The 17,439-nt window shown below is 70.5% G+C and carries 14 protein-coding genes; 9 read left to right on the top strand and 5 right to left on the bottom strand.

Annotation, left to right across the window (positions count from 1 at the left end; translation table 11 throughout):
• Window positions 1–24: 24 nt before the first annotated feature.
• The 4 genes from recF to dnaA all read right to left on the bottom strand — a co-directional run bounded on the left by recF (window position 25) and on the right by dnaA (window position 6,187).
• Window positions 25–1,161, bottom strand: coding sequence for a DNA replication/repair protein RecF (gene recF, locus ABD743_RS08355; RefSeq protein ID WP_344720411.1), 1,137 nt, complete (start codon window positions 1,159–1,161; stop codon window positions 25–27).
• Window positions 1,161–2,108 carry a phosphogluconate dehydrogenase (NAD(+)-dependent, decarboxylating) gene (gene gnd / locus ABD743_RS08350; protein WP_344720410.1) on the bottom strand — a complete coding sequence of 316 codons (948 nt, stop codon included), beginning with the start codon at window positions 2,106–2,108 and terminating at the stop codon, window positions 1,161–1,163. The genes recF and gnd overlap by 1 nt, the downstream gene beginning before the upstream one ends.
• Before the next feature lie 50 nt (window positions 2,109–2,158).
• Window positions 2,159–3,319 (bottom strand): DNA polymerase III subunit beta, encoded by a 1,161-nt coding sequence (dnaN, locus tag ABD743_RS08345; RefSeq protein WP_344720408.1) that lies wholly within the window; start codon window positions 3,317–3,319, stop codon window positions 2,159–2,161.
• A 1,263-nt stretch (window positions 3,320–4,582) separates the two neighbouring features.
• Window positions 4,583–6,187 (bottom strand): chromosomal replication initiator protein DnaA, encoded by a 1,605-nt coding sequence (gene dnaA, locus ABD743_RS08340; protein WP_344720406.1) that lies wholly within the window; start codon window positions 6,185–6,187, stop codon window positions 4,583–4,585.
• A gap of 451 nt (window positions 6,188–6,638) precedes the next feature.
• Between dnaA and rpmH the strand changes: the two genes are divergently transcribed.
• From rpmH to ABD743_RS08300, 8 genes are all read left to right on the top strand, one after another.
• A complete protein-coding gene (gene rpmH, locus ABD743_RS08335; RefSeq protein WP_241041616.1) occupies window positions 6,639–6,782 on the top strand; it encodes a 50S ribosomal protein L34 in 144 nt (47 codons plus the stop codon).
• A gap of 13 nt (window positions 6,783–6,795) precedes the next feature.
• Complete coding sequence (gene rnpA / locus ABD743_RS08330; protein ID WP_344720404.1) at window positions 6,796–7,152, top strand: ribonuclease P protein component; 357 nt, start codon at window positions 6,796–6,798, stop codon at window positions 7,150–7,152.
• Window positions 7,149–7,436 (top strand): membrane protein insertion efficiency factor YidD, encoded by a 288-nt coding sequence (yidD, locus tag ABD743_RS08325; protein WP_241041618.1) that lies wholly within the window; start codon window positions 7,149–7,151, stop codon window positions 7,434–7,436. Before rnpA ends, yidD begins: the two co-directional genes overlap by 4 nt.
• Complete coding sequence (gene yidC, locus ABD743_RS08320; RefSeq protein WP_344720402.1) at window positions 7,430–8,569, top strand: membrane protein insertase YidC; 1,140 nt, start codon at window positions 7,430–7,432, stop codon at window positions 8,567–8,569. The genes yidD and yidC overlap by 7 nt, the downstream gene beginning before the upstream one ends.
• A gap of 94 nt (window positions 8,570–8,663) precedes the next feature.
• Window positions 8,664–9,182 carry a Jag family protein gene (locus tag ABD743_RS08315; RefSeq protein WP_344720400.1) on the top strand — a complete coding sequence of 173 codons (519 nt, stop codon included), beginning with the start codon at window positions 8,664–8,666 and terminating at the stop codon, window positions 9,180–9,182.
• Window positions 9,183–9,213: 31 nt separating this feature from the next.
• On the top strand, window positions 9,214–9,870 hold the full coding sequence (rsmG, locus tag ABD743_RS08310) for a 16S rRNA (guanine(527)-N(7))-methyltransferase RsmG (protein ID WP_344720757.1): 657 nt from the start codon (window positions 9,214–9,216) through the stop codon (window positions 9,868–9,870).
• Between the two features lie 23 nt (window positions 9,871–9,893).
• Window positions 9,894–10,829 (top strand): ParA family protein, encoded by a 936-nt coding sequence (locus ABD743_RS08305; protein ID WP_344720755.1) that lies wholly within the window; start codon window positions 9,894–9,896, stop codon window positions 10,827–10,829.
• Between the two features lie 33 nt (window positions 10,830–10,862).
• Window positions 10,863–11,867: a ParB/RepB/Spo0J family partition protein gene (locus ABD743_RS08300; RefSeq protein ID WP_344720398.1), complete on the top strand. Its 1,005-nt coding sequence runs from the start codon at window positions 10,863–10,865 to the stop codon at window positions 11,865–11,867.
• Between the two features lie 56 nt (window positions 11,868–11,923).
• Here the strand turns inward: ABD743_RS08300 and ABD743_RS08295 are convergent, their stop codons facing one another.
• On the bottom strand, window positions 11,924–12,868 hold the full coding sequence (locus ABD743_RS08295; RefSeq protein ID WP_344720396.1) for a D-alanine--D-alanine ligase family protein: 945 nt from the start codon (window positions 12,866–12,868) through the stop codon (window positions 11,924–11,926).
• Window positions 12,869–13,456: 588 nt separating this feature from the next.
• Here ABD743_RS08295 and ABD743_RS08290 point away from each other — a divergent pair.
• Window positions 13,457–13,597: a hypothetical protein gene (locus tag ABD743_RS08290; RefSeq protein WP_344720394.1), complete on the top strand. Its 141-nt coding sequence runs from the start codon at window positions 13,457–13,459 to the stop codon at window positions 13,595–13,597.
• Window positions 13,598–17,439 lie beyond the last annotated feature (3,842 nt).

Here is a 17,439-nt window from a genome sequence, read left to right as displayed (position 1 = left end):
AACCTTGTTCACAGGTGTTGGAGATCACACGGACGGCGCTGACGTGGCCTCTTGCGGAAGGCGATCGACAGTACCGCCGCCCACCGCAAAGCGAACGCCCGACAGACCGGTAGGAACGTCCTCCGGAACGGCGGCCGTGATGAGCACCTGCTCGGCCCGGAGCGCCACATCGGCGAGCGCGCTGCGGCGGCGCGAATCCAGCTCGGCGAACACGTCGTCGAGCACGAGGACCGGCTCGACGTCGTCGTCGCGGAGCAGGCGGTAGGAGGCGAGCCGCAGGGCGAGCGCGATCGCCCACGACTCCCCGTGGCTGGCGTACCCCTTCGCCGGCCCGTCGCCCAGGCGCAACTCCAGGTCGTCGCGATGGGGGCCGACCAGGCAGACGCCGCGCTCCACCTCCTGCCGGCGCACCGCGGCGAGCGCGTCGAGGAGCCGGATCTCGAGCTCGGCAGCCGAACCCGGCAGGTCCCCGTCGAGGCTCGAGCGGTACACCAGGTCGATCGGGTCCGACGTCGGGGCGACGTCGGCGAACGCCTCGACGGCGAGGGGGGCGATCGCGGCCACCAGCTCCAGCCGGCCGGCCAGCAACGCCGACCCGTTCCGGGCGAGGTGCCCGTCCCAGACGTCGAGCGTGCTGAGGTCGGCCCGCCCGTTGCGCGCGGTCTTGAGCAGCGCCGACCGCTGGCGCAGCACCCGGTCGTAGTCGCCACGCACGGCGGCGTACCGGGGATACCGCGACACGAGCAGGTCGTCGAGGAAACGCCTGCGCTCCCCGGGATCGCCGCGCACCAGTGCGAGGTCCTCCGGCGCGAACAGCACGGTTCGCAGGATCCCCAGCACGTCACGCGGCCTGGGCACCGGTGCCCGATTCACCCGCGCGCGGTTGGCCTTACCTGCCGTGATCTCCAGCTCGACGCTCAACTCGCGCCCGTGGTGCACCACCAACCCGCGCACCACGGCACGATCCGCGCCGCGGCGGATCAACGGCGCATCGGTGGCGACACGGTGCGAACCGAGGGTGGCCAGATACCCCGCGGCCTCGACGAGGTTCGTCTTGCCCACCCCGTTGGGGCCGATGAGCACCGTGACGCCGGGCTCCAGCTCGAGCTCGGCCGTCTCCCACGACCGGAAGTCGGCGACGGCTAGTCGCCGCAGGTGCATCAGCTCTGGGTCGAGCCCGGGCCCGAGCTCGGACCCGCGTGCTCGCCCGGCGTGCCGGACGGCCCGGCGGCCGACTTCACGGCGTGCCCACCGAACTGGTGGCGGAGCGCGGCGACTGCCTTGAGGGCGGGCGAGACCTCCTGGCGTGAGGCGAACCGGGCGAACAGCGCCGCGGAGATCACCGGCAGCGGCACCGCGTGCCGGATCGCTTCCTCGATCGTCCAGCGACCTTCACCCGAGTCCTCGACATAGTCGTCGAGCTCGGCGAGGGTGGGATCGTCCTTGAGCGCGTTGACCAGCAGGTCGAGCAGCCACGAGCGCACGACCGTGCCGCGCGACCACGCCTGCAACACTCCCGGCACGTTCGTGACCAGCGGAGTGGCCGACAGCAGTTCGAAACCCTCGGCGTAGGCCTGCATCAGGCCGTACTCGATGCCGTTGTGCACCATCTTCGAGAAGTGCCCGGCCCCGACGGGACCCGCATGCACGAAGCCCTCCTCGCGTGGCCCCTCCGGCCGAAGGGCGTCGAAGATCGGCATCGCGCGCTCGACGTCCTCCGCCGACCCGCCGGCCATCAGCCCGTAGCCGTTGGCCTTGCCCCATACGCCACCGGACACCCCGACGTCGAGGTAGCCGATCTGCTCGGCGCCGAGCAGTTCGGCGTTCGGCCCGTCGTCGGTGTAGCGGGAGTTGCCGCCGTCGATCACCAGGTCACCTGGTTCGAGGACCTCGGCGAGTGCGCGCACGGTGCTCCGTGTCGGTTCGCCGGAGGGGACCATCACCCACACCACGCGGGGGGCTTGCAGCGTCTTGACCAGCGCGGCGAGCGATTCGACGTCGCTGACATCCGGCCGGGGGTCGTACCCGACGACCTCGTGGCCGGAGGCCCGAAGCCGGTCGCGCATGTTGCCACCCATCCGGCCCAGACCGATCAGTCCGAGTTGCACGGTTCCACTCCTGGTGTCGGTGTCGGGGAGCTCGCCCGCGCTCGGACCGGTCAGCCGGGGAGGCGGACGGGCATCAGGAGGTGCAGATAGCCGGGCAGGGGCTCTGCAGTCTCCTGCCCTGCATTGTCCTCCGCAGGCGGGGCAGGCACAGGGCGGACCAGCGCGGGTCGGTTGGGAGTGGTGAACGTCAACTGGGCGCGGGCCGTGTGCAGAGCGCCGAGCGAGTCGAGCAGGTAGCCGGGGTTGAACGCGATCGTGAGCGGTGCCCCGTCGAGCTCACAGGGCAGCTCTTCCTCGGCGCTGCCCACGTCGTCGCCACCTGCGGCGAGACGCAGTCCGTCCTCGCCGAACTCCATCCGGACCTGGGCCACGCGGTCGGTGACGAGAGCCACGCGCTTGATCGCCTCGACCAGGGAGGCCACCTCGATGACGGCGGCGCTCGTGTGCTCGGCCGGGATCAGCTGGCGGAACCGCGGGAACTCCGCGTCGAGCAACCTGGTGGTGGCGCGCCGGCCCGCACCGGTGATGCCGAGCATTCCGTCGCCCGCCGACAGGGCCAGCTCGACCGTGCCCGCCCCGGCGAGTGTCTTGGCGACCTCCGCGAGCGTGCGTGCCGGGATCAGCACGGCGCTGGACTGCGCCTCGTCCTCCGGAGTCCAGTCCAGCTCGCGGACGGCCAGCCGGAACCGGTCGGTGGCGGCGAGTGTGAGCCGGGATCCCTCGATCTCCAGCCGGATGCCGGTGAGCATCGGGAGCGTGTCGTCCCGGCCGGCCGCAACCGCGACCTGAGCAACGGCCTCGGCGAGCTCGCCCGCCGCCACGCTTCCCGCGAGCTGCGGCATGGCCGGCAGCTGCGGATAGTCCTCGACCGGCATCGTCGGCAGGCTGAACCTGCTGTTCCCGCACGTGATCGTGGCGCGCGCCCCGTCGATCACCAGGTCGACCGGCTTGGACGGCAGCGCACGAGTGATGTCGGCCAGAAGCCGCCCGGACACGAGCACGCGGCCGGGGTCACCGATCGTCGCGTCCAGCTCGACGCGAGCCGACGTCTCGTAGTCGAACCCGGAGACCGTCAGCCGCTCACCGTCGGCGCCACCGGACGCCTCGACCAGGACGCCACCCAGCACCGGGACCGGTGGCCGCGCCGGAAGGCTGCGAGCCACCCAGGCGGCAGCATCGGCCAGGACGTCGCGTTCGACCCGGAACTTCATGAGGGGACCTCTCGCACTGGCGGTGTGGGAACGAGCTCACGTGGACCCGACGGCTGGGGAGCCGAGGGGGTCATGCCGGGTCGGAACGCCGGGCACCGATCTGGTTCAGCCCGGAACTGTCTGAGCCGGAAGACAACCGTAGAGCCTCCGGACCGCGGGTGTCATCCCGGCCAGGCGGGACCCGATCCGGGCCGCGGTCGGCTCCATCCACGCCGTTGTTCTTTTTGAAGTTCTTCATGAAGAGATCCACAGCAGTAGTACTAGGGCCTGTGCACAGTGTGGATGGACGCCGTTGTCGCAGGTCAGACGGCGTGGCGGGGTGTGGAGCGATCTGAGGGGCCAGCGGTGGGTGCTTTGGCGGTCCGGTGGATGGCGGTTGACGAACCCCATCTGTCCCCGAGATGAACACCGGTTGTCCACCGTTGCGGGCCGATCCGTCCACGGCCGCTGAACGGACCATCCACAGAGTTATCCCCAGATGTGGGTGAAGAGTGGTCGGGTGGGGACGCAGTGCGACGGGTTTTCCTGCGAGAACACAGCTCTCGTGGATGGGCGGAACTCACAGAGTTCCCTCGCGACACAAGACTGAGAACTCTCCGTCACGGTCTTGGCCAGTTTGAACACGGCGCGTCATCAGACGGAACGCTGACCGACTGCCGTCGCGCGCCGAACGGCTGTGGATGAGCGGACGACGGTCGCGCCGCAAGGCCCGAATCTCGGCGCGCCTCCACCGCCAGTACGACTCTCCGCACCCGCCGGCGCCCTGCGGCGTGCACCTTCATCACCTGCCGAGGGGTCGATGGGCACGACCGGTGGCGGGGACGAACGCGTCCGCACCGCCGGGAGCGCACCCCGAGACGGCCGACGAAGTCGACGGAGAGGCATCCGTCGTCGGCAGACGGCACCTCATGACGATGAATCGCGCCGGGCCCCGGGTTCGTTTCGAGCCCGTGGTCGCGGTCGGTCACAGCGGTGACGCCGACAGCAGTTCTCTCTCCGCTGTCCTCTGTCGGCGGCAGCACCTACTTCTCTGCCGCGGGCCGGCGCCGTCGCGGCCTCGGTCGGCCACTCGCGCCCCCGGCGCAGCCATCACCCGTGACGCGTGCCCGCGGGCCGGGAACAGTCGACTCCGGCGATGGACGCAGCGGCTCCCGGCGAACTGGTGGCGTCGTACGGCCTCGTTAACGCGGCGCGAGTCGTCCCCGTCCGGGGTGGGAGCTCAAGCCCTACTGCTTCGTACGCCGTCCGCGGCCGTAGGCCGTGTTACTGCCGGGCGCGCTGCTTGATCCGCGCCGTCAGCTCCTGGACCTGTTCGAAGGTCTTGCGCCGCTGTGCGATCTCGTTGCGGATCTTCTTGTCCGCGTGCATGACAGTGGTGTGGTCGCGGCCGCCGAAGGTCTGGCCGATGCGCGGCAGCGAGAGGTCGGTCAGCTCACGACACAGATACATGGCGATCTGACGGGACTGGGCGAGCGCCTTCGTCTTCCCCGGCCCACACAGCTCGTCCATGGAGACACCGAAGAACTCGGCGGTGACCGCCATGATCGTCGGCGCCGTGATCTCGGACGCCGCCGAGTCGGGGATCAGGTCGCGCAGCACGATCTCGGCCAGCTGCGTGTCGACCGGTTGCCTGTTGAGCGACGCGAACGCCGTGACCCGGATGAGCGCGCCCTCGAGCTCGCGGATGTTGCGCTCGATGCGCTCGGCGATGAACTCCAGGACGTCCCCGGGTACCGCGAGCCGGTCCTGCGCGGCCTTCTTCCTGAGGATGGCGATGCGCGTCTCGAGCTCGGGCGGCTGGATGTCGGTGATCAGGCCCCACTCGAACCGCGTGCGCATCCGGTCCTCGAGCGTCTCCAGCCGCTTGGGCGGCCGGTCCGAGGACACGACGATCTGCTTGTTCGCGTTGTGCAACGTATTGAAGGTGTGGAAGAACTCCTCCTGGGTGCCTTCCTTGCCCTCCAGGAACTGGATGTCGTCCACCAGCAGCACGTCGACGTCGCGGTAGCGGCGCTGGAAGGCCACCTTGCGGTCGTCGCGCAGCGAGTTGATGAAGTCGTTCGTGAACTCCTCGGTGGACACGTACCGCACGCGCATGCCGGGGAACAGGCGCTGGGCGTAGTGCCCGACGGCATGCAGCAGGTGGGTCTTGCCCAACCCGGAGTCGCCCCAGATGAACAGGGGGTTGTACGCACGAGCCGGCGCCTCGGCCACAGCGACCGCGGCGGCGTGGCTGAACCGGTTGGACGCACCGATGACAAAGGTGTCGAAGGTGTACTTCTCGTTCAGCCGTGTCTGCGACCGCGGAGTGACCTGCTCGCCCGCGGGTGGACCCGAATAGGTCGGCCACACCTCGGGCGCGCGGCCGTCGATGCCGGAGCCGCCGTTCGGCATCGCCATGTGTGCGCTGCTCGGGTCGCGAAGCGCGAGCGGTCCGGTGATCGGCAGCACCGACCCGTCCGATCCGTTGACCTCGTCACGAGGCTGCTCGTTGATCCGCGGATCCGTCGGCGGCCCGTCGATGGAGGCCGGGCTGCGCACCATCGCTCCCGGAGGATCCGGCACCTCCGTGCCGCCGGACGCCGCCGAGGCGTCGACGACGACCGCGAGGTTCACAGCGACCCCGAGGTGCCGGCCGAGCGCATCGCTGATGGGACGGCGCAGTATTCGCTCGATCGCGTCCTTTGCGAATTCACTCGGGGCGGCGAGGAGCGCGGTGCCGTCGATCAGACCCAACGGGCGGGTGAGTCGCAGGAACGCCCGCTGCTGCGGGGAGAGCGTGTGGATGCCGGAGCCGGACGAGGCTCCCGAGAGGTCGGCGATCACACGGTTCCAGACCTGACCAAGGTCTCCTGGCTGGTCGGGCACCGGTCCGGGCTCCCCTCCGGTCGTCGCTCCGGACGTGCTCGCGCCCGATCGATCGATCATCCCCAGGCTTGTCCACACCTGTGAGCAAGACGCTACGCGGACACGCAGCGACGAATGCGCGCGGGCCCGCGAAGGTGGTGGTGGCCGTGTTTCGGCGATCCCCCCGGATCGAACTTTGAAGGGCGCACGCTAACAATCAGAGCGGCTTGCCACAAGCCGCCTGATCGCGCAAGGCTGCATCGGGATGACGAGGCGTGACCTGGTTTGACCCTCTGTGCGGCGGCTGCGTACCCTGGAATCAACCGCGCCCGCGCAGGTGAGCCGCGTGCTGTCCTAGGACCGCCGTCGGTTCGTGCGGGTGTCGCAGCACCACCGCACCACCAGTCCGAACCCGATGCACGATGATCACCGACGGTCGGCTTTGCCGCGCCGTCGACCAGGAGAGCCGACCGTGAGCAAGGGCAAGCGCACCTTCCAGCCGAACAACCGCCGCCGGGCCCGTACCCACGGCTTCCGGTTGCGCATGCGTACCCGCGCCGGCCGAGCCATCATCGCGGCCCGCCGCGGCAAGGGCCGCGAGCGGCTCTCGGCCTGATTCGGCCGTCCCGGTGTTGCCGGCCGGATCCCGGCTAACTCGCCGGGACGAGTTCGCTTCCGTCGTTCGGCGGGGCCGGCGCAGCGGACGGTCACGGCTTGTCGTCCACATCTGTGGCGGGGCCGGAGACGGTGGGCCGCGGGCGGGGTTCGTCGTGAGCAGAGCAGTGGGAAACGCCGTCGTCCGGCACCGGGTGACGCGCAGGCTCCGCCATCTCGTCGCACCCCGGCTCACACAGCTCCCGTCGGATGCCCTCCTCGTCGTCAGGGCGCTGCCACCGGCTGCTGACGCCTCGTCGGCCGAGCTCGCCGAGGACCTCGACGCCGGTCTGCGGAGTGCAATGCGAAAGCTTTCCGGGAGCCCACGATGACTGACGGCGCGCGCCGCTCCGTCGTGACGCGGGCGCTCATCGGCCTGTTGCACTTCTACCAGCACTGGATCTCTCCGGCGCTGCCCCCGACGTGCCGCTTCTACCCCTCCTGCAGTGCCTATGCGATCGAGGCGCTGCAGGTGCACGGCGTACTGCGTGGATCGTGGCTCACGCTTCGTCGGCTGCTGCGGTGTGCGCCGTGGCACCCTGGCGGTATCGACCCGGTGCCACCGCGCCGTTCCCGCTCGGCCCGGAACCACCTCGAGGAGCAAGCGCCGTGCTGAACTTCATCTACTACCCGGTCTCGTTCATCCTCTGGGTATGGCACAAGGCGTTCGGCTACCTGTTCGGTGAGTCCAGCGGCATCGCGTGGGCCCTGGCGGTGGTGTTCCTCGTCTTCACGTTGCGCGCGATCCTGTACAAGCCGTTCGTCGGCCAGGTGCGCTCGATGCGCAAGATGCAGGAGTTCCAGCCGGAGATCGCGAAGCTCCGCAAGAAATATGCGAACGACCGGCAGAAGCAGGCCGAGGAGATGCAGAAGCTCCAGAAGGAGCACGGCGTCAACCCGGTGGCCGGCTGTCTTCCCGTTCTCGTCCAGGTGCCGGTCTTCATCGGCCTCTTCCACGTGCTGCGCGAGTTCGGCCCCGTCCTGCCCAACGGCGCACCGCGCACCGAGAACTACTACTTCGACGCGAGCGGCGTTCAGTCGTTCAACGACGCCAACCTCTTCGGCGCCAAGCTGGGCGCCTGGGTGACACAGGGCGAAGCGGCGTTGCGTGCGCTCCCCGGCGGCGGCACCACCATCGCCAACATGCTCATCGTGATGATCCCGTTGATGATCGCGGCGGGCATCTTCACCCACATCACGGCACGGCACTCGGTGGCCCGCCAGACCGCGGCGCAGGGTGAGAACCCGCAGACCGCGATCATGAACAAGTTGATGCTGTACGTCTTCCCGATCGGCGTCGTGGTCGGTGCGCCGTTCCTGCCGCTCGCGGTGCTCCTCTACTGGGTATCCAACAACCTGTGGACGCTCGGCCAGCAGTACGTGGTGTACCGGCGTATCGACGCCGAGGAGAGCACGAAGCGCGAGCAGGCGGTCGCCAACAGGCAGGCGCTGGCACCGCGCCCCGGCCAGAAGCCGGTGCGGCCCGAGACCCAGCCCGAGGATGAGCCGACGAAGCGGCCCGGCGCGAAGCCGGTCACCCGCAAGCCGAGCACGTCCTCCACCAACGGCACCGCGAACGGCACCGCGAACGGCACGGCCAACGGTTCCGCGACGCCGGCCGCCACCGGGGAATCCTCCGCCAATGGCGCCACCAAGAGCACGAACAGCACAGCAGGCGACTCCGCGAGAAGCGCGCGCAGCGGTGGTGGCTCTCGGCCGCCCGCGCGGCGCCCGCGCAAGCGCCGCTGACGACGAGCCATCCGCGGTCGCCCTCGCCGGCGACCGCAGCGGTGTGCCGGGGTGCCCCGGTGTCATCGCAACCGTTTGGGAGAGGAGACGCATCGTGCCGAAGACTGCGCAGGACGGGGCCACCGAGAGCGTCGCTGCGAGCAGCGCCGAGGACCAGCTGGTGCGCGAGGGCGATATCGCTGGTGACTACCTCGAGCGGTTGCTCGACGTGCTGGACTACGACGGGGACATCGACCTCGACGTCGAGGCCGGCCGGGCGATTGTGAGCATCGACGGCGGCGAAGACCTGGACAAGCTGGTGGGCGAGCGCGGCGCGGTGCTCGAGGCCCTGCAGGAACTCACCCGGCTCGCTGTACAGCAGGCGTCGGGAAACCGCAGCCGGTTGATGCTCGACATCGCCGGCTGGCGAGAGGCGCGGCGCGACGAGCTCACCAAGCTCGGCACCCGCACGGCGAAGGACGTGCTCTCGTCCGGGGAGTCCGTGCGGCTGCGCCCGATGACACCCTTCGAGCGCAAGGTCGTCCACGACGCCGTCGCTCGCGTCAAGGGAGTGTCCAGCGAGAGCGAGGGCGAGGAGCCGCGGCGGCAGGTCGTCGTCTTCCGCGGTGCCTGACGTTCCGGCCACCCCCGTCTCCAGCGAGGGGGTGGCCGGTTCCGTTTTCGGGGATCGGTTACCCCTCGCCCAGCGGTTCGCCGAACACCTCGTCACGTCCGGTGTGGAGCGAGGTCTGATCGGGCCGCGAGAAGCCCCGCGCGTCTGGGATCGGCACGTTCTGAACTGCGCCCTCGTCGCGGAACTTGTGCCGAATGGCGCGCGTCTTGTGGATGTGGGTTCGGGAGCGGGGCTTCCCGGGATACCGTTGGCGCTGGCCCGGCCGGATCTCCGCATCGTCCTCATTGAACCCCTCGCGCGTCGTGTCGAGTGGCTCCACGAGGTCATCGCGGATCTCGGCCTGTCGATAGCGGTTGAACGCGGTCGGGCCGAGGAGACTGTGGTCCGGCGGCGATGGGAGGGAGCCGACGTGGTGACCGCTCGCGCCGTTGCGCCCTTGGCACGGCTCGCTGGTTGGAGCCTCCCATTGCTGCGGCCGGGCGGGTTGATGCTCGCCATGAAGGGCGAGAGCGCCCCGGCCGAGGTCGAGCGGGATGCGGCGGCAGTCCGCAAGCTCGGCGGCGGGATCCCACGAATCGAGCGGGCCGGGGTCGGAGTCATCGATCCCCCGAGCACGGTGGTCGTCGTGGAGCGGGTACGGGGAGCCGGCAGCCCCGAGCGCTCGCGGCGCAGGAGAGGGCAGGCGTGACGTTCCAGGTGTCCCAGCACGAGATGTCCCAGCGCGAGATGCTCCATAACGTTTCACGTGAAACACCGGGATGGACCCCCATCGCGGAGGAGGCGGAGCGAGCGGCTCGGGTACTCCATCCCGACCGGCACCGCATGCCGCGGCCGACGCACCGGCGCGTCCTGACCGTGGCCAACCAGAAGGGTGGGGTCGGCAAGACCACCAGCACTGTCAACATTGCCGCGGCGCTTGCGATGCACGGTGTTCGCGCGATGGTGATCGACCTCGACCCACAGGGCAATGCCAGCACCGCCCTCGGCGTCGAGCATCGGCTGGGCACGCCGTCGGTGTACGAAGCGCTGCTCGGCGAGATCCGTCTCGCCGATGCGGCGGTGCGGAGCACTGCTTCGCCCGACCTCCTGTGCGTTCCGGCCACCATCGACCTCGCCGGGGCGGAGATCGAGCTCGTCAGCATGGTGGCGAGGGAGAACCGGCTGAAGCAGGCGCTGTACGACGGATCGCTCGCCGAGTTGGGGGTGGACTACGTCTTCGTCGACTGCCCGCCCTCACTCGGGCTCCTCACCGTCAACGCGCTGGTGGCCGCCAGCGAGGTGCTGATCCCCATCCAGTGCGAGTACTACGCGCTCGAGGGTCTCGGCCAGTTGCTGAGCAACATCGACCTCGTGCGGTCGCACCTCAACACGGCACTGCACGTATCGACGATTTTGCTGACGATGTACGACGGCCGCACTAAGCTGGCCGACCAGGTCACGAACGAGGTGCGCAGCCACTTCGGCCCCACCGTGCTGCGTACAGTCATTCCCCGCAGTGTCAAGGTCTCCGAGGCACCCGGGTACAGCCAGACCGTGCTCGCCTACGACCCCGGCTCGCGTGGAGCGATGAGCTACGTCGACGCGGCCCGTGAGATCGCCGAGCGCGGAGCGCGCATGGACGTACCCATCGACCGAGACGGGCGGTAAAGGATGAGCGAGCGGGCAGGTCCAGCGGAGCGGGTGGCAACCCAGCGCAAGGGCGGGCTGGGACGTGGCCTGGCGGCTCTCATCCCCACCGCACCGCCTGGTGGCGCCCCGGTGGCGTCGGCACCCACGGCAGTCCTCACCGCCGCACCCGCCCCCTCGGCAGGCTCATCATCCACGCCGCGTCCGACCCACTCGGTCGAGCTCTCGTCCGTACCGGTGCCCACCTCTGTCGCCGGCGCCGTTTATCGCGAGATCGACCTAGCCGCGATTCGGCCCAACCCGCAGCAGCCGCGCACCCAGTTCGACGACGAGAGCCTCGCCGAACTGGAGCACTCGATCCGTGAGTTCGGGCTCCTGCAGCCGATCGTGGTTCGCGAAGCCTCCCCCGGTTCGTATGAGCTCGTGATGGGCGAGCGCCGGTGGCGCGCCGCGCAGCGAGCCGGTCTCGTTCGGCTGCCTGCGATCGTCCGGCGTACGAGCGACGACGCGATGCTGCGTGACGCCCTGCTCGAGAACATCCACCGGGTACAGCTCAACCCGCTCGACGAGGCGGCCGCCTACGAGCAGCTGCTGGCGGAGTTCGGCGTCACGCAGACCGAGCTCGCCGACCGGTTGGGCCGTAGCCGTCCGGTCGTCACCAACACGATCCGACTCCTGAAGCTGCCGGTGTCGGTGCAGCGCCGCGTCGCGGCAGGAGTGCTCTCCGCCGGCCACGCTCGCGCGCTGCTCGGGCTGGACGACGTCGAGCGGCAGGAGGAGCTCGCGGCGCGGATCGTCGCCGAGGGCATGTCCGTCCGCGCCACGGAGGAAGCCGTCGTGCTCCTGCGGCGGGAGGCTCCCGCGTCCGCCAAGTCGGTGCGCCGCAAGACGATGCAGGCGCCCGGAATCCAGGATCTGGCGGATCGCCTGTCCGACACGTTCGACACCCGTGTGAAGGTCGAGCTCGGCCAGCGCAAGGGGCGGATCGTCGTGGAGTTCGGGTCCGTCGAGGACCTGGAACGCATCGCGAAGCTCATGGACCGCCCCACCGAGGAGTGAGCCTGCCGTCGTGTTTCACGTGAAACACGACGGGGCTGCGTTTCACGTGAAACGCCTCAGCGTCGCGCCACCGCCCGCTCCACCAGAGCGGCGTACAGGTCGCCGAGCTTCATCCCGGCTGCCCGCACGGCGGTAGGCAGCAGCGAGGTCTCCGTCAGGCCGGGCGAGACGTTCACCTCGAGGATCTGCACCCGCCCGTCGCCGTCGACCACGGCATCCATCCGGGAGACGTCCCGCAGCCCCAGGAGTTGGTGCGCGGCCAGAGCGTTCTCCGCCAAGGCAGCGAGCGTCATGTCGTCGAGCCGTGCCGGGCAGTGGAACGTCGCGGCGCCGGGCGTGTAGCGCGCCGTGTAGTCGTAGACGCCGCCGGCGTCGACCTCGACCGGCGGCAGCGCGCGTGGCTCGTCGCCGTCGTGAACGACGGACACGGCTACCTCGGTGCCCGCGACGAAGCGCTCGGCGAGCACGGTGTCGGCGTACGCGAGGCAGCTGACCATCGCGGCGGGAAGCTCCGCCCGCTCCGTCACCACCTGGGAGCCGAGCGCGGAGCCTCCCTGGTCGGGCTTGAGCATCAGCGGGAGACCGAGGCGATCGACCATCGCGTCGAGCACCGCCTGCGCGCCGAGCGCACGGAACGTCGTGTGCGGGAGCGCCACCCAGTCCGGGGTGTCGAGCCCCGCACGGGCGAGCTCCGCCTTCGCGGTCGGCTTGTCCCAGGCACGTCGGCACGCCTGCGCCGGCGTGCCGACGAACGGAACCCCGAGAAGCTCGAGCACGGCCTGGACCGAACCGTTCTCCCCTTCGCCGCCGTGCAGCGCGATCGCGACGGCGTCCGGCGGGTCGGTGCGGAGTCGCTCGACAAGGGCGGCGTCGACGTCCCACTCCCGGACCGAGGCGCCCGCCTCCGAGAGAGCGGTCGCGAGTCGCCGCCCGGACCGCAGGGACACCTCGCGCTCGTGGGAGAGGCCTCCGGCCAACACAGCCACAGTTCGTTCGCTCACGGCCGCATTCTGCGGCACGACGATCTCAGGCGCCGTCTCGGCTCAATTCCCTCGCCGGCGTGGGCGGCATGCCGGTGGGCACGGGGTGCAGCAGGACCTCGGCTGGGCGAGGCTGGTCCGGCGTTCAACGGCGTGCACGGCACGAGCCCTCCGGCAGCGCGGCTGAACAAGCGACCGCAACCGCCGGCACCGGCGAGCCACCGCGAGCGGCGGCGGGCGGTGATGGGACCGCGGTCCGGCTCGCGGCCGCCGTCGCCTGTTCCCTCCGCTCGGCTCCGCCCCGCAGCGTGCTGCAGAGCGAGCCACCTGGTTGGAGGCGATGCCCGATCGTTCACGCAGGAGCGGTCCAGCGCAGACGGAGTACCGCGAGGAGCAACGAACGCTGCCGGGAGTCCCCCGCCTGCGATGACCCGCCGTGTGCCACGGCCGGACGGGGCCAACGCCTGCCGAGCAGCCTGCATCCGACTGCGACGAGAACCTGGCTCGATACGTGGGTGCGTCGCCGACGCCCTCCGCGATCTCGGCGCTGGGCGAGCGCACGTTCTCCGCCGGGATGCACCTCGACGCCGTGACCTCACGCCGATCACTGTGCGGCGGCTGATCGCGAGAGTGGCCGACTTCCTGCGCGCCGTCCGGCTCAGTCCGGTGCTGACAGTGGCGATGCTCAACGGGGCGTGCCTGGGCGCCGGATCGCGCACCCGGCTGTCCGGCTCGGGCTTCCCGAGGTGAAGCTCGGAGCGCGGCTCCGGTCGTAGGCCGCCGGCTCACTCCTTGATAGCGGGGTGCGTTGCGGTCGCGGCGCAGCTGCCGCTCGCGCCGGAAGCCACCGCGCTCTGGCGCACTCGTAGGCCGGCTCACGCATGGAGTTCCTTCGAGAACCGGGTGCGGGCCGACGCGGTGCGGATGTTCCGGCTGGACCTGCGGCGGCTCCGGCCAACCCGCCGCTCTGGCGAATATCGCCGCGGCGTCCGCCGGACCGAGCGGAGACGGCAGAGCTGACGAACCGGTGGCGTGCGCCTGGGCGAGTCCCAGAACCGGAGCGCGAAGCACGGGCCAGGTCGGCGGCCGACCGGGATCGTGTTTCACGTGAAACGGCATAGCGCCAGCTCTGCGATGAGCACGGCCGGCACGCAGATGACCACCCATTCCTCGCGTCCCGCCACAGACGTAGTGCAGGCGCCGAGTCTGCGCGCCGGGCCACCGGTATCTGGGAGGACCACGAGAAGCGCCTGAAGTGAATCAGCCCCACTCCCGCACGAACATGGGGGCAGGTATCCGGTCCGCGCACCGGCTCCGTTCCGCGGAGGAGTCCCACGGCGGCGGTGCCACGAACACCGACGGCGGCGCCGAGGCGGACACGACCGCCTGGATCGTCGGCGCGGGATCCGCGAGCCAAGCCAGCAGGACGGTCGGTCGCCGCGATAGCGGCCGTCGACCGCCGTGAGGCGCCGGCTTCGGCAAGCGCGCGAAGCGGCAGACGACCAGGACGGCAGGAGGAAGCCGACGATGATCGCCTCGTCGATCCGCAACCGCGCAGGGGACTCGATCGCCGCGTACCCGGCGACGCCCTGGAACGGCGACGCCATGCGGCGTCCCGGGCAACTGGGATCCGATAACCCGGCTCGCCCGGCATTTCGCTGACGGGCGACTCCCTGACTCGCGGAATGGGAAAGCGGGTCGCGGACCGGTGGCGGGAAGGACGACGTGTCTGCCGGCGGCGCGAGCTAGTCGGCGGCAATAGGAGCGCTGACCGTGCGAGCGGACCGCGCCGATGCAGATCCGCCGGCGATGTCAGTTGCCCGTGGACTGCCCGACGGCGCTGTGAAGGTGGAACCCGGATGGCGACCGCGTGACGGAGCCGTCGACGGCGTTCCGAGCGAGCGACTGTTGCGACGGAACGGGGTCGGGGTGCCTAGCGAGCGCCCAGGCGAGGGAGCCATTGACGGCGCGCCCATTGAGCGAGCGCGCCCGCTGATGACGTGCCCGATGGACGCCGTGCGAGCGAACCGCCGTCGGGCCGGTCGGTATCGGGCCGGCTCGCGCTAGCGAACTGTGACCGCGTTAGCGCCGCCGACTGAGTCCCGACAGTCCCGGCGGCGGTGGCGACAGGCGGCGAACCGTGCGTGGGAGCGGCGGTCGACCGGTTCGGCCGATCGCGCAGATGTTCGCGGGTTCCCGCGACCGGCTCAGCCGCCACTCGCTCGCCGCGAACTTTGCCCCAGCAGCGGTGGGGGCGCGGAGCGAGGCGACAGAGCTGGGGCGGGCAGGCGCAGGATCGAGGTTTCACGTGAAACACCGCGCCTCAACCTCTGGGCTCGGACTGAACAACGTGGGGCGGATCAGACGGATCACCCTGTCAACGGTCGACTCGTGCCGGCCGCGCCACCAACCACCCGGGAACAAGTGGCGGCTCCGCGGCGGCGGTTCGCTCGCCCCCGAACGACGACGGTGCGATCAGCAGCCAGCCGGTCTCGCTGCGTCGTACCGCCGGAACGGATGACGCGTCTGGCGCGCTGCTGACTGTCTCGCGCCGCTCCACGCTCGCAGGTCGAACCGACGCAGGAGGTTGGCGCGCCCAGTGCTGTTCGTTGCCGAGAAGCTCCGGCGAGAAGTCGGCTCCGCCGCGCAGGGCGCCCGCCCCGCCTCTCCCGACGAGGCGGGGGCGGCTGGCGGGTGACACATGTTGCGGGGTCAGCTGAATCATCCCGGCCGCCAGTCTGATGTCCTCGGACCGATTGCGCGCTTTCCCATGCTCGCGGGACGCGGGCGTGGGAACCCTCCGGCTCGGCCAACAGCGGACGGCCCACGTCCACCCTCTGCAGCGGAACGTCCGAACCACGACGCCGGCGAAAGCGTCGCCGCCCCTGCCGCCCTCACCGGCGCATCCTTCCCAGCGCCTGCGGACCTCGCGCGGTTCTCGTGCTGGTCGAGACCGAGACGCCTCAGCCGTGCCGGATCGATGATTCATGCCTGGGACGAGCGGCAGCGCGCGGAGCGACTGCCGACCGGGTGCCGCGGAGTTTCGAGCCGCGGTCCGGGGGCTGGTCCGCTCGGTCCTCGGACGGACAAGCCGCGAGCTGGGCTGCCCGGGATCGAGTCGCGGCTGTGGTTTCACGTGAAACAGGCGTGGGAGCGCCAGTGTCGGCCTGGGTGCACGTCACCCCGCTCGGCATCGTCCAGTCCGTGCGCCAGCGGATGAGGGGAGCCGCCGAGTCGGCCGATTCGTTCTGGGTCTGGTCGACCCGGCGGGACCGCGGGCGCTGGCGCCGTGTCGAGTATGTAGGACCGCCGATTGGCGCTGTGGCATATCGAGCGCGGCGTGGTTTCACGTGAAACAGGCGTTGGAGGCTGTCGCCGGGCGGAACCCGTCGCGCTGCGCGGCACCGTCCTGTCCGTGCGTCGGGGATGAGGGGCCGCTGAGTCGGCCGTTTCGTTCCGGGGTTGGCCGACCGCGGCGAGACCGCGGGCGTTGGCCTCCGGTCGAGTGTGTAGGGACTGCCGAGTGGCGCTGTGCCTTATCGAGCGCGGCGCAGTTTCACGTGAAACGAGGCGTCTGGAGTGCGGGCACCGGGGCCGGGTCCCTCGTCCTGCGCGGCACCGTCCAGTCCGTGCGCCGGTGGACGAGGGGCCGCCGAGTCGGCGGATTCGTGGCGGACTCTGGTCGACCGGCGGGACCGCGGGCGCTGGCCTCGTGTCGAGTATGTAGGACCGCCGAGTGGTGCTCATTTCACGTGAAACAGGCGCGGGAGCGTCGGTGTCGGCCTGGTTGCGCATCGCCTTGCGCGGCACCGTCCGGTCCGGCCGCCGGCGGACGAGGGGCGCCAACCGTGTCGGGCCGTTCGCCGCGGGGCTGACCGACCGCGCCGGGGTCGCGACTCGCCTCGGGTCGTGCGTGTGTACGACGGCCGACTGGTGCTGTGGATTGCCCTGCGTGGCGCGGTTTCACGTGAAACAAGGCGTCCGGCGTGCCGACGCCGGGGCGGAACCCATCGCCGTACGCCGCACCGTCGAGTCCGGCCACCCTGCGGGCGGAGGTGCGCCCGCCGAGCTGACCCACTCGTTCCGAGGCTTGGCCGCCCGTGCTGGACGCCGGCGCCGGCACCGGGTCGATCCGTGCGTGTGGGGCTGCCGACTGGTGCCGTGGGGGGCGATCGGGCGTGGCGGGGGTTTCACGTGAAACAGGTCTTCGGAATGCCTCGCGCTGGGGGTGGGAGCAGGTCGCCTGCGCGGCACCGTCCAGTCCGTGTGCCGCCGGGACGAGCGGAGCCGGTCGAACCGACCGACTCATGCCGAGGGCTAGCCGACCGGTGGATGGCGGGCCGCCGCGCCGCGCAAACGATGCGTTCGAACCGCTCACCTTCGTGGGCGGGGCTGGCCAGCGGCCGCAGAAGGTGACCGACGCCAGGGTCGTCGGCGGCACCTCCGCCCGCCCCGTAGCCATTCGTTGCTGCCACGCGGTTCTCCCCTACGACGGTCCGCGCGACTCCGACCGGCGTCGGGCGTTCTCGGAAGCCAGAAGCGCGACGCCAGAACGAACGCTCAGCGGTTGCGGCGCGGTGTTTCACGTGAAA

Source organism: Pseudonocardia yunnanensis (assembly GCF_039534065.1).
GTDB classification, from domain to species: Bacteria; Actinomycetota; Actinomycetes; order Mycobacteriales; family Pseudonocardiaceae; genus Pseudonocardia; species Pseudonocardia yunnanensis.
The sequence above is the reverse complement of the archived record's forward strand: the minus strand, read 5'-3'. Positions and strand labels throughout refer to the sequence as shown.

Coding starts and splice junctions, on each gene's coding strand:
- dnaN (WP_344720408.1), bottom strand. CDS start 3,319: ATGAAGTTCCGGGTCGAACGCGACGTCCTGGCCGATGCTGCCGCCTGG.
- ABD743_RS08305 (WP_344720755.1), top strand. CDS start 9,894: ATGTCCCAGCGCGAGATGCTCCATAACGTTTCACGTGAAACACCGGGA.
- yidD (WP_241041618.1), top strand. CDS start 7,149: ATGACTGACGGCGCGCGCCGCTCCGTCGTGACGCGGGCGCTCATCGGC.
- recF (WP_344720411.1), bottom strand. CDS start 1,161: ATGCACCTGCGGCGACTAGCCGTCGCCGACTTCCGGTCGTGGGAGACG.